We start from the raw sequence: 19,189 nt of genomic DNA on the forward strand, positions 1-19,189 counted from the left end.
TACATGCTGCTATTGCGTTGAAAGTCAGGCTATAGAGAGGGGGCTGTGCCATAAGTGAACCTTATGATCAGCCTCTTTACTTTTCTGCCGGATCAACTTCCAAAGCTGCCTCCAAAACGCTACCGGATTCGAAGCCAATGCTCCAACTCCTCCTCCAAAACGTGAATCTATAGCGAATAACGATATGGCATAACGTTATTCAAGAGCTTAACTCCAACATTCGGTCGATAGAGTGATGCGATAACGTTATTGTTCCAAATCTGCCTCCAAAACGTGAATTCGAAGCCAATAACGTTATGGCGTAACGTTATTCAGGTGCTTAACTCCAACATCCGGTCGATAGAGTGATGCGATAACGTTATTCTTTCAAATCCACCTCCAAAACATGTCCCCTAAGATGAGAGGCAATCTCGTCAAGATAGCAGCAATTGACCAAAGACGAAAAAAAGTGCTATGGGAATAAACCCTGCTGCACCAACCTTTTTCGTTTTGGGAAAGTCCCCCTCTTTCATTTTCCTAAATTAAAGCTTAGCATCAAGGGATGCGGAATGGAATTACTCTATGATGACCAATGAGAAGCTCACAAGAAGTGCTGATCGGTTGCAGGAGATAGCGATATTTGGTATTGTAAACGCTAGCATAAAGGGGGGCACCGTCATCCGCATCCGCACCGTACTATTACTTAGCTACTTTGTTGTCATTTTACTTAGTATTACATTAGTCGGGACCGTATCGTTCTATATCTCTTCCAAGACGATATCTGAGAGAATCGAATCGGCCAGTATGCAGGTCATCAGGCAGATTGAGAACAATATGGATAACGACTTTCATAGCAAACGCAATTTATTGCTTGCACCCTATAATGATTCTGAATATGTTGACGGAATTAACCGTTATGAAGATATGAGCGCTCAAGAGAAGTTTCAGTTCCGGCAAAACATTGGAGATCTCTACTTAAAAAGCTTTAATGTGACTCCGATCCGCGATTTCATCCGGTTCCAAATCTATTATAGCAACGGGGAACTGTTAAGCTCTTCAGATGCACGGAAGCCTTGGACACCGGCGCAGGTGCGCAATTCGGAATGGTTTCGCTCGACCGTCGCCAAGGATGGAGAAGTATTCTTTAGTGGATTAATTGAGACGGATGGGAAGGACACGTCGGAAGTGGCCTCTTATTCCTCATCCATTATGATCCGGGACTTCTCTAATCCAGACCGCTTCATTATAATGCGGACGGAATACAGATCGAGTCTATTCCACAGTATCGGACTGAACGACAATTTATCCGAGAACAGCCAAATCGTGTTTTTGGACGAGAATAATCGACTTATTTACGAATCAGGGGATCATCCAAGCTCTCTCTCCGAAGCGGATAAGCTTGGACGAGTGATTGGCAAGGAAGGGAAATTCTGGACAACTATCGGTGATCAGGAAATGCTCGTGTCGTATACGAGGTCCGAATACTCGAATTGGAAAGCTGTTATCATCACACCGAGGGTCGAAATATTCGGAGCGCTCGACAAAATTAAGACGACGGTTATTTTTACCGCGCTAATCGCATTCGTCATTACATTCCTCATCTCCGTGATGTTCGGTCAACGAATTACAAAGCCGATCCTGAACTTATTCAAGTCCGTTAATCGCATTAAGCGGGGGGATTTCTCCATTCGGGTTGAGGTCGACCGGAACGATGAGATCGGTCTTATCGGGAAAAACTTCAACGCGATGCAGGATGAGCTTCAGACGTTGATCGAGACGAAGTATTTGAACCAGATCAAGCTGCAGGAAGTCGAGCTGGCGATGCTTTATTCGCAGATCAATCCGCATTTCCTCTATAACACGCTCGATAGCATTCGCTCGATGTCGGATTATTATAAGGTGCCTGAGATAAGTGTGATGGCGCAGTCGCTCGCGGACATGTTCAGGTATAATACGAAAAACCGGGACGAAATTGTCACGCTGCAAGAGGAACTCGTACAGATCGACGCTTACATTCAGATTCAGAGCATCCGATTCGAGGACAAGATCGTCTATCATCAGATGATCGATGAGGAGCTGTATGGGTCTCCATTGTTGAAAATGACACTGCAACCCCTTGTGGAAAATGCCGTGTTTCATGGGATTGAGCGTAAGCGTGGAAAAGGAAACATTACGATCTCGGCTCAGCGCGAACAAGCTCGAATCAGACTAACCATCAAGGATGATGGCGTCGGCATATCGGAGAGAAGATTAAACGAGATTAGAGAAAAGCTGAAACCACCTATGCAGCAAGCTGAAGTCACCTTCTCCGCCCAGGAGAACGGAATCGGCATCACAAATGTATACTCCCGATATAGGATTCGTTTCGGTGACCGCTTTGATTTCTTTATTGACAGCAAGAAAGGGATCGGCACGGAAATTACGTTGATCTTTCCATCATTTGAGGATTAATTCGCCAAAGTAGTCAGAATATTAAACATAACAGGTCATAATCGTGAATGGGGTCTTCGGAAGCGTTTTCATATAATCAAGTTGTAAGAGATTACGACTGAGAGGGTGTCATGAAGTGAGAAAGATGAAAGCGGTTTACCCCGTATTAACTGTAATGTTAGCTACTCTTGCACTGTCAGCATGCGGCAGCAATAACAAGGAGAATGCTTCACCGTCGTCTAGCGCGTCTGTAAGCGCTCCCGCGAGTTCGTCGGCAGCAAGTCCTTCGGTTGAGCCGAAGAAGGATCCCGTTACTTTGACTTTCCTGATTCCGAATACGGACGATGTTACACCGTACAATGAGATTTTCTCCGAATTCGAAAAACAAACCGGCAATAAAGTCGAAGTTCAAGCGTTACCTGGTGGAGACTACGACAATATGCTGAAAACCCGGTTCTCAACTGGCGATTTCCCGGATGTGTTCCTCATGCAACCAGGTACCAAGCAATACGTGAAGCTAAGAGCGGACGAGACGTTGACGGAGTGGTCCAAAGAAGCTGGCGTATGGGACAACGTAATCGAATCCATCGCAGACTTCCAGAAAACACCTGAAGGTCTTGCCTATGGCGTGCCATTCGGCAAAACCGGTCAAATGGGCGTTTTCTACAACAAAGAAGTCTTCACGAAAGCCGGCGTAGAGCCACCGAAAAATTATGCTGATCTCATTGAGATTGCCAAAAAGATCAAAGCGGCTGGCGTTACCCCGTTCTACGAAGCGGTCAAAGAAGGCTGGCCGACGCAAATCTTCTATTTGTCAGGCTGGGTATCTCAGGTCGATCAAGCTGTCGGCGCCGAAGGCGTTCAGAAGCTGAACGTAAACGAGATGAAGCTGTCCGACATTGCCGAATTGAAAGATTTGTTCACTAAAGCTAAAGAGTTGAAGGCTCTGGATCTGTTCCAGAAAAATGCGCTCTCGGGAACATACGATGAGATGCAAAATGAGTTCGGCGATGGCAAAATCGGGATGATCTTCATGCTGGATGGCGTTCTACCACAGCTGGAGAAAAAGTTCGGTAAAGAGTTCTTAACTGACAAAGTTGGATTCTTCCCATTCCCGTCCGCTACGGATGCCGGAACTGCAATGATTACGCCTCCGAATCAGTTAATGGTTCCTTCTAAGGCGAAGCATCTGGAGCAAGCTAAAGAATTGGTTAAATTTATGATTTCACAGGAAAGCATCAATAAGTTCTATGCAAGTCAACCCGGAATTCCGATTTTCAAAGGCGCGACTAGCGAGATGTATCCCGTACAACAAACGGTTCAAGGATTCATCGATGCGGGCAAGTCAACTGTAAACGTACAAAATCGTCTGACCGCGTCATTCTTGGATCTGGGCAAAACGTTGCAAAACTTCCACATCGATGGGGATGTAGACAAGGCAATTAACGAGATGGCTAAGAACTATATTAAAGACGGCAATTCCAAACGTTTGACAGGCTTCGAATAACGAATGACTAACTAACAGTACACGACACAACGGAGGGACGGCTTCGCTGCAGAGTTTGTTCTGTGCGTGGCGGTCCCTTTCTTTTATAGACTATCAGAAGCTCTAAGTTTCACACTTGCTTATTATCTATCTGATAGCTCGATACAAACGTGTGCCGCCGTCCCAATGACAGCGAAACCGTTTTACTTGGAAGGAGGGATTAACATGAAGAGGCTGAAGTATCCACTTTATTTTTCATTTCCGGCAATTGCCATATTCCTATTGTTCTTCATCGCTCCGACGATTATCGGGGTCTATTATAGCTTTACAGATTGGAATATTAACGCTGACGCAATCAAGTTTATCGGTTTGGACAACTACGTGGAATTATTCAAGGAACCGCGTCTTAAACAGGCTTTTATTAATACGATTATTTTCGCTGCTGCGGTAACCGTGCTTCAGAACGTAACGGGGATAGCGCTTGCGTTGATTCTGAATGAAAAGCTGAAATCCCGTAACCTATTGCGCATGATCTTCTTCATGCCTTATGTCATCGCTCCTCTTGTTATCGGGTATATTTTTCGCGCCATTTATCATCCTGGGCACGGAGTTGTCAACCAGTTTCTCGATCTCATAGGACTCGATTTCATGATGCAGGATTGGTTGAACGACCCGAAATACGCGTTGTTTACGATCATTATTACAGACATTTGGCGCGTCGCCGGATTCTCGATGGTCGTCTACTTGGCTGGCTTGCAGTTCATCCCGAAAGATTTGATCGAGAGCTCGTCCATCGACGGGGCGAATTACTGGAGTCGCTTTAGGCACATTGTGTTTCCGTTGCTGGCTCCGGCGTTTACTGTAAACATACTGCTTGCGATGATCGGATCGATGAAAGTATTCGAGATCGTCATGGTACTGACCGAGGGTGGACCTGGCTATACGACTGAAGTGTTCTATACTTTGATCCGCACGACATTCAGCTCGGGTGAAATGGGATATGCAACCGCAGTAAACATGCTGCTATTCGCCTTCGTATCGCTTGTAGGCGTGCCAGTATTGATGATGATGAAGAAAAGGGAGGTCGAGATGTGATGACGAGACGAAGCTCATTAATCGCACTAGAGATTGTAGCCATCGCGCTTGCTCTCCTTATTCTGATTCCTTTCTTTATGATCTTGGTGAACTCCTTCAAGGGAATCCGAGAATCGGCTCTATTCGGCCTTTCGTTGCCAACGACATGGGAATTCGGCAACTACAAGGACGTCTTTAAGCAAGACAATATCATGCGCGGATTTAAGAACAGCTTCTTAATCTCCGGCTTAACTGTCGTATGCGTGAACTTGTTCGCAGCCATGTCGGCGTTTATCATTCAACGCCGCGGTGGTAAATTTCTCAACGGCGTTTATCTTGCCTTCATCATGGGATTGATCGTTCCGGTGTCCATTATTCCAACGATCAAATTGATGAATGAACTGCATATTAAGGGAACCTATTTCAGCATCATTATGTACTATTCGGCTGTGTTGCTTCCTTTTGCAGTATTTTTGCTCGTGGGGTTCATGAAATCAATCCCGCGAGAGTTGGATGAGGCGGCTTTGCTGGAAGGCTGCGGTTATTTCCGATTGTTCTTCCGAATCATTCTTCCGCTCATCAGCACGGTGCTCGTCACAGTGTCCATCGTTGTCGTCGTATCGGTTTGGAATGATTTCTTTGGGCCGTTTTATCTGGTTACCGACAGTACGAAGTGGACAATTGTTCTACAAGTATTCAATTTCGTAACGCTCTATAGTACGAACTGGGGCGTTGTGTTCGCCTTTATGATCGTCGTTATAACTCCTGTGCTTGTCATTTACTTATTTTTGCAACGTTATATTATCGATGGTCTAACTGCCGGTTCCATGAAAGGTTAAGTTCCATAAAAACACAGAGATCAAGGGGGGCGGATAAAATGAGGCAAGTCATCATCGTCGACGATGAACGTTGGATTCGACGTGGCCTGATTGGAGCCATCCCTTGGGACGAGATGGGACTTGAGCTGGTCGGAGAGGCTGGAGACGGACAAGATGCTTACGACATGGTCATCGAAAGAAAACCTGATTTGCTGTTCCTGGATATGCGGATGCCTGGCTTGGATGGCAGGCAATTACTCAGCATGCTCAAGAGGGATATGCCGGATTTGCTTACGATCGTCGTCAGCGGATACTCCGATTTTGAATATACGAAGGAAGCGATCCGTTTCGGTGCCTTCGATTATTTGCTTAAGCCGGTCAAGAAAGAAGAGTTGACCTCTGTGCTTGATAAGGTTTGCGTTAAGCTCGAAGAGCGTGATGCGATCCAAAGTGAGAAGCATATGGGGCAGGATGAGAACTGGCTTTGGAATGCGCTGTTTAATTCTGAATATTCGAATCTATCGGAGCATGACATAGGCATAAAACCTCCAAGAGACGGGTTTGACAACCCATTCGTGCTGCTAGTTGCCCTGCCAGATCGATACTGCGATCGTTATGAGACACAACAGCACGTGTCATGGCTGCAAAGGAAGCTCATGGCGGACAAGGGATTTTATTTTAACGGATCATGGAATTTCGCCATTGCGTCTTCGTTCGGAGGAACCGGGGAAATCGTCATGACCGTTACAGGAGTTACAGGTGCATTAAACCCTAAGGAATTGATACCGTTTATCGCCGTTGTACAGAATCAATTGAAGCAGCTAGGGAATGTCAGCTACAGTGTTGGCGTCAACGATAAAGTGGAGAGTGTCGCGACGATTCAACTGGCTTATAAGCAGGCCAAACAACTGCTTTCCGGCAAGTTGTTGGGAGAATGGGGCGCTGTCCTGTACCCGAATACGAATCCGGAACAGAAAAGCTGCCTGCACCAGTATCCGCAGCACAAAGAAGACGTATTGCTGCTTACGCTGCAAACAGGCAATTTAGATGCGACGAATGCGGAGTTTAATCGTTTCTACGAGGTTATCTCCGACGACGGAATGACCGTCGATCATTTGCAACGTTGCTCCTCTATGCTTGTCCATTCTATTGAACGTCAGCTTCAAACCGCGCATTCGAGCTTGGAGGAAGTTAGCGGCAAGGGTACGCTCAGCTATACGGAGCTCATACAAGTCCGCAATGATGCGGCTTCGATTCGCGAAGTATTCGATTGTTGCTTGATCCCTGCCGTAAATAAGTACTACAGCGTCCCCCGAGCTAACCAAGGGGAAAAAATCGTTAAAGAAATACAGAAGTTGATCGAAGTTCAATATGCCCAGCCTCTCTCCTTGCAGCACATCGCAGAAAGCCGGTTTCTGAATCCGGATTACTTGAGCCGGCTGTTCAAGAAGACGACAGGACATAACTTCGTCGATTATTTAACCGATTATCGGATTGCCAAGTCTATCGAATACTTGAAATATACGAATCACAAAAACTATGAAATCGCCAGTAAAGTCGGATACGAGGATTACCGTTATTTTAGCCAGATTTTCAAGAAAAAAATGGGCATGACAATTGGAGAATTCCGTAGCACGCAGGAGCAACACTTAGAGAAAACTTAAGGAGAGAATCATAATGGAGAAAAGACAAATACCGGATACGCTAACGCTGGAAGTGAGAGCTGGACACGCAATGAATGCGATTGCTGGCATGGCGGACCGTGATTATAATTATATTCCCTTTTTCGCAGCTAATTTGATGACCGAACCAGCGAACCTGACACACGGAGATTGGGATTATGGTTCCTCTCACGGGCGGATGGTTGACGGGATGATTCTTGCCCGGCATATGTCCGGTGAAACGTTCGGTACAGATATTGAAGAGAAATACCGTTCGAACCTCCTATCCTTCTTCAAGGAGGATGGCTTAAGCTACCGCCAGAAAAATCCGAATTATGATTGGGAAGCGAATGCGAACTTTATTGATCAGCGTGCGGTTATCTTGTCATTGACGACATGGTTCATGGACACGAAGGATCCAAAGGTGAAGGAAGCAGCTGACAAGCATGTCGCAGCGCTTAAGCGGGTCGCGATCAAAGAAAAGGATATTTGGTATTATCCTTCCTCTGAATACAAAGAAGGCGGCTGGCCATCATCCAATCAAATTCTGCTTCGGCTTGCCCCAGACCCCGCTGCTTTCAGTGGTCGACTGGTTATGCCGCTGCTGAAGTACCATGAGCTGACGGGCAATCAGGATGCTTTTGAGCTATGCCAATTTTTTACCGCACTGATTGTACAGCGCAGTGGCGTATTTAATGCGGATGGCAGCTTTAATGATTCGCTAGCTTATCGTAGCGGACACTTTCACACCCGCCTAGGAACGCTAGACGCGCTTGCAAGATTCGGCGTATTTACCGGTGACGCAGCTTTAATTAGCTATGTCGAGAAAAGCTATGCTTGGGCGGTTACGCAATGCACGGCATTCGGCTGGACGCCAGGTGATATGAAGGAACAGGCTTACGAGCACGAAACCTGTTCATTGGTCGATCTGATCGCGACAGGGATTACGCTCGCTAAGAGCGGTTATACGAAATACTGGAGTATCGTAGAGAGATATATTCGTAATCATTTAACGGAATCGCAGCTCTTGGACATGGATTGGGTGAAGGAATCGGATGATCGGTCCAAAGACGTACCCGGTAAAATTACTTATCACAACATCGCGGAGCGGACGCGCGGAGCTTTCGCCGGTTATTCCGCACCGAACGACTTCTGCTGCGACGTAAACCATGGCCGCGGGCATACGAATGACTTGCAAATCTGCTGCTTAGGCTCGGGAACTCGCGGCTTGTATATGGGGTGGAGCAATACGGTTACCGAGAAAAATGGCACGGTCAGTGTCAATTTCTTGCTCAACCGGGGGTCCAAGTGGCTGGACGTGGACAGCTATCTTCCGCACGAAGGCAAGCTAGTGCTGCATATTCACGAAGACATCAAACGGTTACTCGTACGCATTCCGGAATGGGCAGGGTTCGCTAAGGTTGCTTATACCCGCGTGTCGAACGATGGAGAGATCAGATCAGGCAAAGGAAGCGAGCCGAGCTCATGGGTCAATGAATGCTTCTTACTTCTCGGTTCGGCTAACGCAGGTGAGACGATTACGATTGAATTCCCGCTGTCTCATCGCAAGACAATCGAGACGGCAATCGGTCAAGTGTTCGAGACCGAATGGCGCGGAGACGATGTTGTGAACATCTCCCCCTCGGGAACGAAGCATCCTTTCTATAGTGGACGCAAGGTATATGACAAAGCGCCGATGCGCGAAGGCGGTTTCCGTCGGATCGAGAACGAGCTCGTCTGGTAGAACAAATCGAGGAGGCGTTGAACCATGAGAACAGTAGTAGCGATCTATACCGGCCAAGGATTGGCCGATCCGCTTAAAGCGGTATTCAAGGAAGTACTTCCGAACATTCGTCTGGTTAATATTATTGATGATAGCTTAATCGGTGATGTCGTTAAAGCGGGACATATTCCTCCAGGCGTCGCTAGAAGACTTGTGCAATATTATCATAACGGAGAAGAGCTTGGAGCGGACGTTATTCTGAACACTTGCTCATCCGTTGGTGAAGTCGCGGATAGCGCAGCTTCGTTGATCGGTGTACCCATCGTCAAGATCGATCAATCCATGGCGGCGAAAGCTGCTGCAGAGTATGGGCGGATCGCTGTGCTAGCGACGCTGCCATCCACGCTTGAGCCTACCTTGCGCTTGATTCAAAGGGAAGCGGGTTTGCTCGGAAAAGAAGTGGTATTAGTTAAAGGACTTGCTGAAGGTGCATTCGATGCATTGGTCGGTGGAAAGCCAGAGGAGCACGACCGAATATTGCTGGAAACGGCTAAACGGGTTTGCGAGCAAGCGGATGTGCTTGTGCTCGCGCAAGGTTCGATGGCACGCATGGAGAACGGGCTGCGCGAAGCAACAGGTAAACCTGTATTGTCCAGTCCTCGACTTGGTGTTGAGCAAGTGAAGGCTGTGCTGGAGCGGCTCGATGCGGAGCAGGCAGGAAGCAGTAACGCATAGAAATGGAGGTTATCCCATTGGTTTCATTGGATCAGGATAGAGTTACAGCCGTCTATCTCGTCGAGACACCCTACTCTCTACAAAGAGCAGCGGAGGTAATCGCCGGGGAACAGTCTACTGGAACGTTCACAGCTGTTCCCGGTGAGACGGACGAATTGAAGCGTAAGCATGGCGCCCGCGTGGAAAAAATAGTGGAGTTGGAGCGGGTGGGAGAGCCTTCGTTACCCGGATCCAAGACGCCGCCTGGGCATGACGGGTTTTATAACCGGGGTCTTGTAACGGTATCATTTCCGTTGCATAACTTCGGTCCGTCCATCCCCAATCTCATGTCTGCGATAGCAGGTAATTTATATGAATTGCAAGAGCTGTCTGGTTTGCGGCTAGTTGATTTGGAGCTGCCGGATGCCTTCACGGCTCGTTATCCCGGTCCGAAGTTCGGTATCGAGGGTACACGTCGCTTAACCGGAGTTACTGATCGTCCCATTCTAGGGACGATTGTGAAGCCAAGCATCGGCCTGGCGATGGAGGATTTGCAGCGGATCATCATGGATGTATCCGAAGCTGGACTCGATTTTATCAAGGATGACGAATTGAACGCGAATCCACCTTATGCTCCTCTCGAGCTGAAGGTGAAATCCGTGATGGAAGCCATCGATAGAGCGGCAGACGCCACAGGCAAAAAAATAATGTACGCCTTCAATATTACCGGTGACATTGAAGAGATGAAACGCAATCATGACTTGGTCGTGAAGGCGGGCGGTAATTGCGTAATGGTTAGCATCATGAGTGTCGGCTTAGCTGGTTTAGCGCATCTAAACAGCTACAGTGAAGTGCCCATACACGGTCATCGCAATCAGTGGGGGATGCTGACCCGCTCTCCACTGCTTGGTTTCGAGTTTTCCGCTTACCAGAAGCTTTGCCGGCTCGCAGGCGCAGATCATCTGCACGTGAATGGGTTGAATAGCAAGTTCTATGAGAGTAATGACTCTGTTGTCCGATCCATTCAAGCGTGCGTAGCACCGATGCATGGTGGTTACGCGACGATGCCAGTCGTATCGTCGGCGCAATGGGCGGGTACAGCCCCGGCTACTTTCGCGGCTACACGCACGGTTGACGTCATGCATTTGGCAGGCGGAGGTATTTTGGCGCATCCGGATGGCGCCGCTGCAGGGTTTGAAAGCATGAAGCTGGGATGGGAAGCGGCGGTTAATGGCATTCCACTTGAGGAATATGCCAAGGCACATCCTTCGCTGAAACGGGCAATCGAGAAATATGGAAAGGGCTGATCGGCGATGACGGAAACGTTAGAGCAAGCTCAGTCGGACGACGGGGGCAGCGTATCCGTAGCCCACAACCGCCGACATAGTAAGCTGCTTTGTTATTACGGTGACGATTTCACCGGCTCGACGGATGTTCTGGAATCGCTATTCCGCGCCGGCGTGAGAAGCGCGCTGTTCTTGGAGCCGCCAAGCGATGAACAGCTTCAGGGACGCTTCGCTTCGCTGGAGGCGTTTGGAGTGGCTGGTATCGGACGGTCCTTGTCACCGGATGCGGCGGAGCAGGAGCTTCTTCCGATCTTCGAGATGTTGAAGAGAGCCGACGCGGCTATCGTACATTATAAAATTTGTTCCACCTTCGATTCCTCGCCGGAAATCGGCAATATCGGAACAGCCGCGCGAATCGGTCGTGAGACGTTCGGTGGCCGATTCATTCCGCTGCTTGTCGGCGTTCCGTATTTGGGCCGATATACGTTGTTCGGCAATCATTACGCAGCTGCAGGAAATGAGGTTCATCGACTGGATCGCCATCCGACAATGTCGCGGCACCCGATCACTCCAATGAAGGAAGCGGATCTGCGCAAGCATCTTGCAGAGCAATGCGATTATCGGATCTCTTTGATCGATATCTTGGCGCTGCAAGGCGATTTCCCTGAAGTGCGGGAACGGTTGAACCAATGTGTTTCCTCGCAGCAACCAGAAATCGTTCTATTTGATGTGCTAGATGAAGAACGACTGGAGACAGCTGGACATCTAATATGGGACGAGGCTGCCCAAAGTGATGGCCTGTTCGTTATCGGCTCATCCGGAATCGAATATGCGCTTGGCGCTTGCTGGAAGTCGGAAGGGTTGATTGAAAGGCGGTCGGATTATCCGACTAACGTTTCGTCAGTTGAGCAGGTGCTTATCGTATCGGGGAGCTGCTCTCCGATTACCGAAGGGCAGATTAAGGCTGCTCTAACAGATGGTTTTGTCGGGCTGCGCGTTCCGGTGGATGAATTGATCGACCCATTATCTGCTAAGCATGCAAGTGAACGGCTGATAGAAGAAGCGAAAGCTTTGCTGGAGCAGGAGAAGAGCGTCATCCTGTATTCAGCTGCAGGACCAAACGATAGCAGTATCGCGCATTTCCGCCATGCACTCGTCACCGGAGGCTACAGTGCCGACGACAGCAGCAGACTGCTCGGCTCGATTCTTGGGGCGCTCGCGAAGTTGCTCATTACGGAGACGGGGTTGACGAGAATCGTCATTGCCGGTGGGGATACGTCTGGCTATGTCACCAGAGAGCTGGGTATTTATGCGTTGGAGTGCGTTGCGGCACTGACCCCTGGTGCACCACTGTGTCGCGCCTCTTCGTCAGACTCTCGGCTTGATGGTCTAGAGCTGGTATTGAAGGGCGGCCAAGTAGGCGGTGTTCACTTCTTTGATCAAGTGAGACGTGGGAGGACAACTTAATCCTCTCCCTATAGGAGAAAAGCAATAAAGACATCACCCCTTTGCTGCCCAACGCTGTAAGGGGGGTGTCTTTATTGCTTTTTCTATCGATTATGGATTTCTTGCGGATAAGTATCTCCTTACGGTGCTGCTCCGCCAAGGCAGTTTTTTGGCCTTCGCACCCGCCAAACTCAACTTCGCGCTCTGCCAAGGCACTTTTTTGGCCTTCGCACCCGCCAAACTCAACTTCGCGCTCCACCAAGGCAGTTTTTTGGCCTTCGCACCAGCCAAACTCAACTTCGTGCTCCGCCAAGGCAGTATTTTGGCCTTCGTACCCGCCAAACTCAACTTTGCGCTCCGCCAAGGCAGTTTTTTGGCCTTCGTACCAGCCAAACTCAACTTCGCGCTCCGCCTTGGACGGACAGCCCCGTAGCAATTTGACTGACATCTATATCTAATTGTAGCTATTTGGAGGGGTTCGCAGGAGCACGACAGGACAATCTTTCGATGAATTTCGTATCGATCGTTGTTTTTGTTGTCACGCTCAAGCCTTCTTCCATCCGCTCGATAAGCAAGTCGACGGCGACCTGTGCCATTTTCTCCTTCTCAACGTGAATCGTTGTGAGCTCAGGGGAGATGACCATAGACTCCGTAATATTATCAAAGCCGATAACGGATACATCCTCCGGCACTCGGAAGCCTAACTCGTTCAGTGTCTTCATCGTACTAATGGCGATATAGTCGCACTCACAGAATAAAGCAGTTGGAAGACGACCGTTCGCTTGCAAATAAGCCTGAAGCTGCTCTCTCATCGATTCTTGCGAGTAAAGAATCGTCGGAGAGACCGAGAACATGCGGCTATCGGGAATCGTATGCGTTCTGTCCTGAAGCGCAGACATAAAGCCTCGCTTGCGGGAGTTGAAATTGTGGATACGTACATTAGAGGCGACATAACCGATTTCCCGGTGTCCGATCTCATATAAATGAGCGCCTGCTTGATAAGCCCCCATCACATTATTAATTTCTACAAAAGGGATCGGCAACGTTTCGAAGCAAGTATCGAGCACAACTAGATGCGGCAGCTGTTCCGCGATACTTACGATCTGCTGTTTGCTCAAATTTGTCCCAAGTAGAATAACGCCTCTATTCCGATTATCCTCACTAAGGCTTTTTAAGTTCTGCTCCAACGCTTCCGTATCAAGGGAGGTGAATTGTAAGGAATACCCTTTAGAGCGGCAGCGTTCCTCAATATAATGAATCAATTCCCGAAAGAAGGGCTGTTGATAATACTGCTCTAATACGATCCCTGAATTCGCACATACGAGAAATAACAGGGAAGATAGGGGGCGCTCTTGGGAAGGAGCCGATCTTCTCTTCGTGATATACCCCGACTCTTGTGCAATTCGGATAATCTTTTCACGCGTTTCCTCGCTAATACCGGGTTTGCCATTAAGAGCAAGTGACACAGCCGATTTAGAGACATTGGCTTGCTTGGCAATATCCTCCATTTTCACGCTAACATTCCCCATCTTCACCAAATTTTCTAAGTAAATAGTAAGCCTCGTCATGATAGTAAGACGAAACGATTGAAGTATCTCAACAAATAATAAGTTTAGTTTACAATTGTTTCTAAACAATAGCAATAATCAATGGTTTTAGTTTAGTTGAGTTTATTAAAAATAAACTAAATTTAAGCTAAATAGGTTCATTGATTTGTATTGACGGGGTTAAAATACGATGTTAGGATGAAAACAAGTAATCAGTTTAGTTGTATTTAGGGCGTTACAGCCATAATGTTTAGTTAATAATTTAGTTTAGTTTAGGGGGATATTACGATGAAAAAATTAAAGCTAGGGTACGCGCCAACGCGTCGTTTCACATTTAGCGAAGAGGATGCTTTTAAGTATAAGGTGCTTATCCGAGAGAAGATGGATTCCTTTGGAATGGACATCGATATTGTTGACCTAGAGGGTCTGAATTCAGAAGGCTTGCTCTATGATGATCACATCAACGCGGATCAAATTGCAGAGCGCTTCAAGCAACAAAATGTGGATGCGGTATTTTTCCCGCATTGCAACTTCGGTACGGAGGATACAGTCGCCCGTGTAGCTAAAAGCCTGGGCAAGCCCGTATTGCTATGGGGTCCAAGAGATGAAGCGCCATTAGAGGATGGAATGCGGTTACGCGATACCCAATGTGGACTTTTTGCCACGGGTAAGGTGCTACGTCGATTCAATGTACCTTTTACTTACATCACGAATAGCAGAGTGAATGACCCTGTCTTCGAAAGAGGATTCAAAAATTTCGTATCGGCGGCTAACGTCGTTCGGCAATTCCGAAAGCTGCGTATTCTGCAGATTGGTCCACGTCCTCATTCTTTCTGGACGATGATGTGTAATGAAGGAGAGCTGCTGGAGCGTTTCGGAATTGAGCTGTACCCGATCACTCTTGTGGATATAACGAAAGCCGCGAAAAACCAAGAGAAGAAAAACAGCACAGAGATGCAAGAGGCGATAACTTATATACGCGAGAAGCTTGATATTTCTGAAGTGACGGACGATGATGTACGCCGAGTAGCTGCGTTAAAAGTTGCGATGAAGAAGTATGCGATAGATACGGGGAGCACTGCGATTGCCATTCAATGCTGGTCCTCCCTGCAAGATGCGATTGGAATCATGCCATGCCTAGCGAATGCACTACTCACAGACGAGCAGATCCCAGTTACCTGTGAAACGGATATCCATGGTGCGATCACATCTATCATGGTGCAGGCTGCAGCGATGAACGAAGCACCAACCTTTTTCGCAGATTTAACGATTCGCCATCCTGAGAATGCAAATGGAGAGCTGTTATTTCATTGTGGGAACTTCCCTGTATCCTTATCTGTTGAAGATAAGCCGAAGATGCGCAAGCATTTTCTATTCGATGACCATGCACCGGGAACACACGAAGGTGAGATTCGAGGAGGGGATATGACGCTGGCTCGATTTGACGGCGATCATGGAGAATATCAGCTGTTCCTTGGCAAAGCTCGTGGGATTCAAGGTCCTTACACTCGTGGCTCCTATGTGTGGGTAGAGGTCAATGATTGGCCGTTGTGGGAAGAGAAGCTGGTTAAAGGTCCTTATGTTCATCATTCCGTTGGGATTCATGCAAATGTTATTCCTTCTTTATATGAAGCGTGCTCCTACATCCCAGGCTTAACGCCAGATCCTGTTGATCCGACAGAGGCGCAAATTCAAGCTTGGCTGAGAGGAAGTGTATGAGGATGACTACGACAGAAAACCTGCGTAATAAATCTCTACAAATCCGCATGGACCTGCTTCGACTGATTCATGGAGCAAAGATGGGGCATACCGGAGGCTCGCTTAGTAACACAGATGTATTGACAGCATTGTATTATCGCGTCATGCGCCATGATCCGCTTAATCCGAAATGGCCGGATCGGGATCGTTTTATAGCGAGTAAGGGTCACTCTGTAGAGTCGCTCTGGTGTATACTCGCCGATCTCGGTTATTTCCCCAAGGAGGAGCTTTCTACTTTCTGTCAGTTCGGCACTCGCCTAATTGGTCATCCGAATAACAAGGTGCCAGGGATTGAGATGAATACGGGAGCACTCGGTCACGGCTTGTCCGTTTCCGTTGGAATGGCACTCGCCGCACGGAAGGATAGCAGACCTACCCGGGTGTTCTGCCTGATGGGTGACGGAGAGCAAGCGGAGGGCTCCGTATGGGAAGCCGCGATGGCTGGTGCTCATTATAAGCTAGATAATCTCGTGGGTATTATCGACCGTAATCGGCTGCAGATTAGTGGTTCCACAGAGGATGTCATGGGAATTGATCCTCTTGATAAGAAGTGGGAAGCCTTTGGTTGGAACGTTGTATCTATTGATGGACATGACTATGACCAACTGGTTCACACGTTCGAATCTGCGCCGCAGGTAGCCGGTAAACCTACGCTTGTCATTGCGAATACGATTAAGGGCAAAGGCGTATCCTTCGCTGAAAATGTTCCAGAATGGCATCATCATGTTCCGAATGATGCAGAGCTGCAGCGAGCTATTGATGAGCTGACAGCAGCGCTTACGAATCAGGCAGAAGGGAGTGTTCCTACTCATGCAAACCATTCCTAATCGTCAGGCCATGTGCGAGAAGCTATTGGAGCTGGCTCAAACAGATAGAGATATTATGGTGCTGACGAGCGATTCTCGTGGGTCTGCGGCTATGGCACCTTTTGCGAAGCAATATCCAGACCAATTCGTAGAGACAGGGATCGCTGAACAGAATATTGTAGGTATCGCATCCGGGCTAGCACACAGTGGTAAAATACCTTTTGTTACCTCACCTGCATGTTTCCTGAGCATGCGCAGCATCGAGCAAATCAAAGTTGATGTCGCCTATTCGGGGACTAACGTTAAGCTTATTGGTATTAGCGGAGGCGTGAGCTACGGAGCGCTGGGCATGTCGCATCATTCCTTGCAGGATTATGCGGTAACACGGGCGATCCCAGGTTTAGCGGTTGTTGTTCCTGCGGATCGGCATGAGACGAAGAAGCTGACGGAGGCTCTCGTTAAGCATGATGGCGGCGTATATGTCCGAATTGGTCGTAATCCGGTTGAAGACGTCTATGAGTCGGAGGATTATGAGTTCGAGATCGGCAAGGCGGTTCAAATGAAAAATGGCGAACATTTGACTTTAATTGCAGTAGGTGAAACCGTCCGGATCGCATTAGATGCAGCTGAGCTCATGGCGAAGCAGGGCATTCACGCGCGGGTGCTTAATATGCATACGATTAAGCCGCTTGATGTGGAAGCTATACTTAGTGCGGCAAGGGAAACAGGCTTGATTATTACGCTGGAGGAGCATAGCATCTATGGGGGGCTGGGCGCGGCTGTTGCCGAAGTCACCTCCAGCTCATGTCCAGTACCGGTTCATATTCTCGGGATTCCTGACGAGCCGGCTATTGCGGGTAAGACTTCTGAAATTTTCCGCCATTATGGACTCTCAGCAGAGAATGTATTAGCAATCGCTCAAGAGCGGCTTGCGAAGAAGGAGCAGCAGAGATGAACGGCTCAATTCTGCTAACGATTGATCAGAGCACGACAGGAACCAAGGCGATCTTGACGAATCATGAGGGGCGCATCGTGAGCAAGCTCGCGATGCCCCATCAGCAATACTATCCTCAAGAGGGTTGGGTGGAGCACGACCCAATGGAGCTCTATCATAATGTGAAGTCTGTCATTCGAGGTGTGCTCACCCAAGCCGATTTGTCTCCCGCGGAAATTGCGGGAATTACGATTACGAATCAACGAGAGACAGCGTTAATCTGGAATAGGAAAACAGGCTTGCCAGAAGCGAATGCCATTGTATGGCAATGTCGTCGGACCGCAGATTTCTGCGACCGATTGAAGGCAGAAGGTAAAGAAGCCTTTGTACAAGCCAAAACAGGCTTGCTGCTCGATCCCTACTTCTCTGCAGCGAAATGGCGCTGGCTGCTTGATCATCATTCGACTGACCACACCATTGCTGACCTCATGGCAGGCACGATCGATAGCTGGCTACTATGGAAGCTAACAGGTGGGCGTGTTCATGCAACCGATTACACGAATGCGAGCAGAACGCAGTTATTTAATATTCATACGTTACAATGGGATGAGGAGCTGGCTGAACTCTTCGGTGTACCCTTGAGTATTCTGCCGCAGGTTTACCCAAGTGATCACTTGTTTGGACGGATTGATGAGCCCGAGCTGTTTCCCGAGGGCGCACAGATTGCAGGCGTGATCGGAGATTCGCAAGGTGCCTTATTCGGACAGCAGTGTATCCATTCTGGTATGGCCAAAGGAACGTTCGGCACTGGCACATCGATTCTCATGAATGTGGGTGAGAAGCCGATTCAGGCGTCGGGCGGCTTAGTATCTGCTATCGCCTGGGGTGTCGGTGGACGTGTAGAATATGCGCTAGAAGCGATCATTCATTCGACAGGAGACAGCTTGAACTGGGCTCGTGATCAGATGGGGTTATACCGCACCTTTGAAGAGCTTGAAGAGATGATCACCGCCATCCCGGATACCGGCGGCGTGTACCTAGTGCCGGCCTTCGTCGGCCTCGGCGCACCTCATTGGAACCCGCGCGCTCGCGCAGCCTTCGTCGGAATGAACCGTTCCTCCGATCGCCGCCATCTGCTTCGCGCCACAGTCGAGAGCATCGCTTATCAGGTGACGGACGCCGTCCGTCTACTGGAGCGACATACGGGCATGCACCTCGCCGAGCTTCGCGTCGACGGGGGTGCAACGACGAATGGAACATTGATGCAGCTCCAGGCGGATCTGCTTAATGTTCCGGTCGTTTCTTCCGAGACCGCGGAGCTGTCCGCGCTCGGCTCGGCTTACATCGGCGGGCTAGCGCTCGGCGTATGGGCTAACGAACAAGAGCTGGCTAGCTTCTATCGCAAGCGGCAGACGTATATTCCTCATATGGATGAGGAAGAACGCAGTCGCCTAGACAAAGGCTGGCAAGCCGCGCTCAAGGGAGTTCTTACCGCAGAAGCGGCATTAAATTAACGAATCTAAGGAG

At 48.6% G+C, this 19,189-nt stretch carries 15 protein-coding genes; 13 read left to right on the plus strand and 2 right to left on the minus strand.

All coding sequences use genetic code 11. From position 1 onward, the window contains the following. Window positions 1–561 precede the first annotated feature (561 nt). The 9 genes from M1K58_RS01800 (at window position 562) to M1K58_RS01840 (ending at window position 12,638) form a co-directional block, all read left to right on the plus strand. Window positions 562–2,430, plus strand: a complete 1,869-nt coding sequence (locus M1K58_RS01800) for a cache domain-containing sensor histidine kinase (protein ID WP_256756957.1) — start codon at window positions 562–564, stop codon at window positions 2,428–2,430. Between the two features lie 124 nt (window positions 2,431–2,554). Then, window positions 2,555–3,916: an ABC transporter substrate-binding protein gene (locus M1K58_RS01805; protein ID WP_256758197.1), complete on the plus strand. Its 1,362-nt coding sequence runs from the start codon at window positions 2,555–2,557 to the stop codon at window positions 3,914–3,916. Window positions 3,917–4,120: 204 nt separating this feature from the next. Next, window positions 4,121–4,990: a carbohydrate ABC transporter permease gene (locus M1K58_RS01810; RefSeq protein WP_256756958.1), complete on the plus strand. Its 870-nt coding sequence runs from the start codon at window positions 4,121–4,123 to the stop codon at window positions 4,988–4,990. Continuing rightward, window positions 4,990–5,808, plus strand: coding sequence for a carbohydrate ABC transporter permease (locus M1K58_RS01815; RefSeq protein ID WP_256758198.1), 819 nt, complete (start codon window positions 4,990–4,992; stop codon window positions 5,806–5,808). The genes M1K58_RS01810 and M1K58_RS01815 overlap by 1 nt, the downstream gene beginning before the upstream one ends. A 38-nt stretch (window positions 5,809–5,846) precedes the next feature. After that, the gene (locus tag M1K58_RS01820; protein ID WP_256756959.1) at window positions 5,847–7,451 is read left to right on the plus strand and encodes a response regulator; all 1,605 of its coding nucleotides are present in this window, start codon (window positions 5,847–5,849) and stop codon (window positions 7,449–7,451) included. 13 nt (window positions 7,452–7,464) lie between these two features. Further along, entirely contained in the window at window positions 7,465–9,192 is a 1,728-nt protein-coding gene (locus tag M1K58_RS01825) for a hypothetical protein (protein WP_256756960.1), read from the plus strand. Window positions 9,193–9,216: 24 nt separating this feature from the next. Then, window positions 9,217–9,906: an aspartate/glutamate racemase family protein gene (locus tag M1K58_RS01830; RefSeq protein ID WP_256756961.1), complete on the plus strand. Its 690-nt coding sequence runs from the start codon at window positions 9,217–9,219 to the stop codon at window positions 9,904–9,906. 17 nt (window positions 9,907–9,923) lie between these two features. Further along, on the plus strand, window positions 9,924–11,192 hold the full coding sequence (locus M1K58_RS01835; RefSeq protein WP_306220116.1) for a ribulose-bisphosphate carboxylase large subunit family protein: 1,269 nt from the start codon (window positions 9,924–9,926) through the stop codon (window positions 11,190–11,192). A gap of 6 nt (window positions 11,193–11,198) precedes the next feature. Further along, entirely contained in the window at window positions 11,199–12,638 is a 1,440-nt protein-coding gene (locus M1K58_RS01840; RefSeq protein WP_256756962.1) for a four-carbon acid sugar kinase family protein, read from the plus strand. A 90-nt stretch (window positions 12,639–12,728) separates the two neighbouring features. On the opposite strand, the gene M1K58_RS01845 is transcribed toward M1K58_RS01840, so the two are convergent. Together M1K58_RS01845 and M1K58_RS01850 are read right to left on the minus strand one after the other, a co-directional pair. Then, complete coding sequence (locus M1K58_RS01845; protein WP_256756963.1) at window positions 12,729–13,016, minus strand: hypothetical protein; 288 nt, start codon at window positions 13,014–13,016, stop codon at window positions 12,729–12,731. 65 nt (window positions 13,017–13,081) lie between these two features. Continuing rightward, window positions 13,082–14,131: a LacI family DNA-binding transcriptional regulator gene (locus M1K58_RS01850; protein WP_256756964.1), complete on the minus strand. Its 1,050-nt coding sequence runs from the start codon at window positions 14,129–14,131 to the stop codon at window positions 13,082–13,084. A 321-nt stretch (window positions 14,132–14,452) separates the two neighbouring features. Here M1K58_RS01850 and M1K58_RS01855 point away from each other — a divergent pair, with 321 nt between their 5' ends. From M1K58_RS01855 to M1K58_RS01870, 4 genes are read left to right on the plus strand one after another with little or no spacing between them, the layout of a single operon-like run. Next, window positions 14,453–15,883, plus strand: coding sequence for an L-fucose/L-arabinose isomerase family protein (locus tag M1K58_RS01855; RefSeq protein ID WP_256756965.1), 1,431 nt, complete (start codon window positions 14,453–14,455; stop codon window positions 15,881–15,883). Then, complete coding sequence (locus tag M1K58_RS01860) at window positions 15,880–16,749, plus strand: transketolase (protein ID WP_256756966.1); 870 nt, start codon at window positions 15,880–15,882, stop codon at window positions 16,747–16,749. The genes M1K58_RS01855 and M1K58_RS01860 overlap by 4 nt, the downstream gene beginning before the upstream one ends. Next, window positions 16,733–17,683: a transketolase family protein gene (locus tag M1K58_RS01865; protein ID WP_256756967.1), complete on the plus strand. Its 951-nt coding sequence runs from the start codon at window positions 16,733–16,735 to the stop codon at window positions 17,681–17,683. Before M1K58_RS01860 ends, M1K58_RS01865 begins: the two co-directional genes overlap by 17 nt. Continuing rightward, window positions 17,680–19,176 carry an FGGY family carbohydrate kinase gene (locus tag M1K58_RS01870; protein WP_256756968.1) on the plus strand — a complete coding sequence of 499 codons (1,497 nt, stop codon included), beginning with the start codon at window positions 17,680–17,682 and terminating at the stop codon, window positions 19,174–19,176. The genes M1K58_RS01865 and M1K58_RS01870 overlap by 4 nt, the downstream gene beginning before the upstream one ends. The last annotated feature ends 13 nt before the right edge of the window (window positions 19,177–19,189 follow it).

Source organism: Cohnella sp. WQ 127256, from assembly GCF_024519285.1.
In the GTDB taxonomy this organism is placed as follows: Bacteria; Bacillota; Bacilli; order Paenibacillales; family Paenibacillaceae; genus Cohnella.

Excerpts from the sequence above, each read along its gene's own strand:
- M1K58_RS01800 (WP_256756957.1), top strand. The coding sequence starts at position 562 with ATGATGACCAATGAGAAGCTCACAAGAAGTGCTGATCGGTTGCAGGAG.
- M1K58_RS01805 (WP_256758197.1), top strand. The coding sequence starts at position 2,555 with ATGAAAGCGGTTTACCCCGTATTAACTGTAATGTTAGCTACTCTTGCA.
- M1K58_RS01810 (WP_256756958.1), top strand. The coding sequence starts at position 4,121 with ATGAAGAGGCTGAAGTATCCACTTTATTTTTCATTTCCGGCAATTGCC.
- M1K58_RS01815 (WP_256758198.1), top strand. The coding sequence starts at position 4,990 with ATGACGAGACGAAGCTCATTAATCGCACTAGAGATTGTAGCCATCGCG.
- M1K58_RS01820 (WP_256756959.1), top strand. The coding sequence starts at position 5,847 with ATGAGGCAAGTCATCATCGTCGACGATGAACGTTGGATTCGACGTGGC.
- M1K58_RS01825 (WP_256756960.1), top strand. The coding sequence starts at position 7,465 with ATGGAGAAAAGACAAATACCGGATACGCTAACGCTGGAAGTGAGAGCT.
- M1K58_RS01830 (WP_256756961.1), top strand. The coding sequence starts at position 9,217 with ATGAGAACAGTAGTAGCGATCTATACCGGCCAAGGATTGGCCGATCCG.
- M1K58_RS01840 (WP_256756962.1), top strand. The coding sequence starts at position 11,199 with ATGACGGAAACGTTAGAGCAAGCTCAGTCGGACGACGGGGGCAGCGTA.
- M1K58_RS01855 (WP_256756965.1), top strand. The coding sequence starts at position 14,453 with ATGAAAAAATTAAAGCTAGGGTACGCGCCAACGCGTCGTTTCACATTT.
- M1K58_RS01860 (WP_256756966.1), top strand. The coding sequence starts at position 15,880 with ATGAGGATGACTACGACAGAAAACCTGCGTAATAAATCTCTACAAATC.
- M1K58_RS01865 (WP_256756967.1), top strand. The coding sequence starts at position 16,733 with ATGCAAACCATTCCTAATCGTCAGGCCATGTGCGAGAAGCTATTGGAG.
- M1K58_RS01870 (WP_256756968.1), top strand. The coding sequence starts at position 17,680 with ATGAACGGCTCAATTCTGCTAACGATTGATCAGAGCACGACAGGAACC.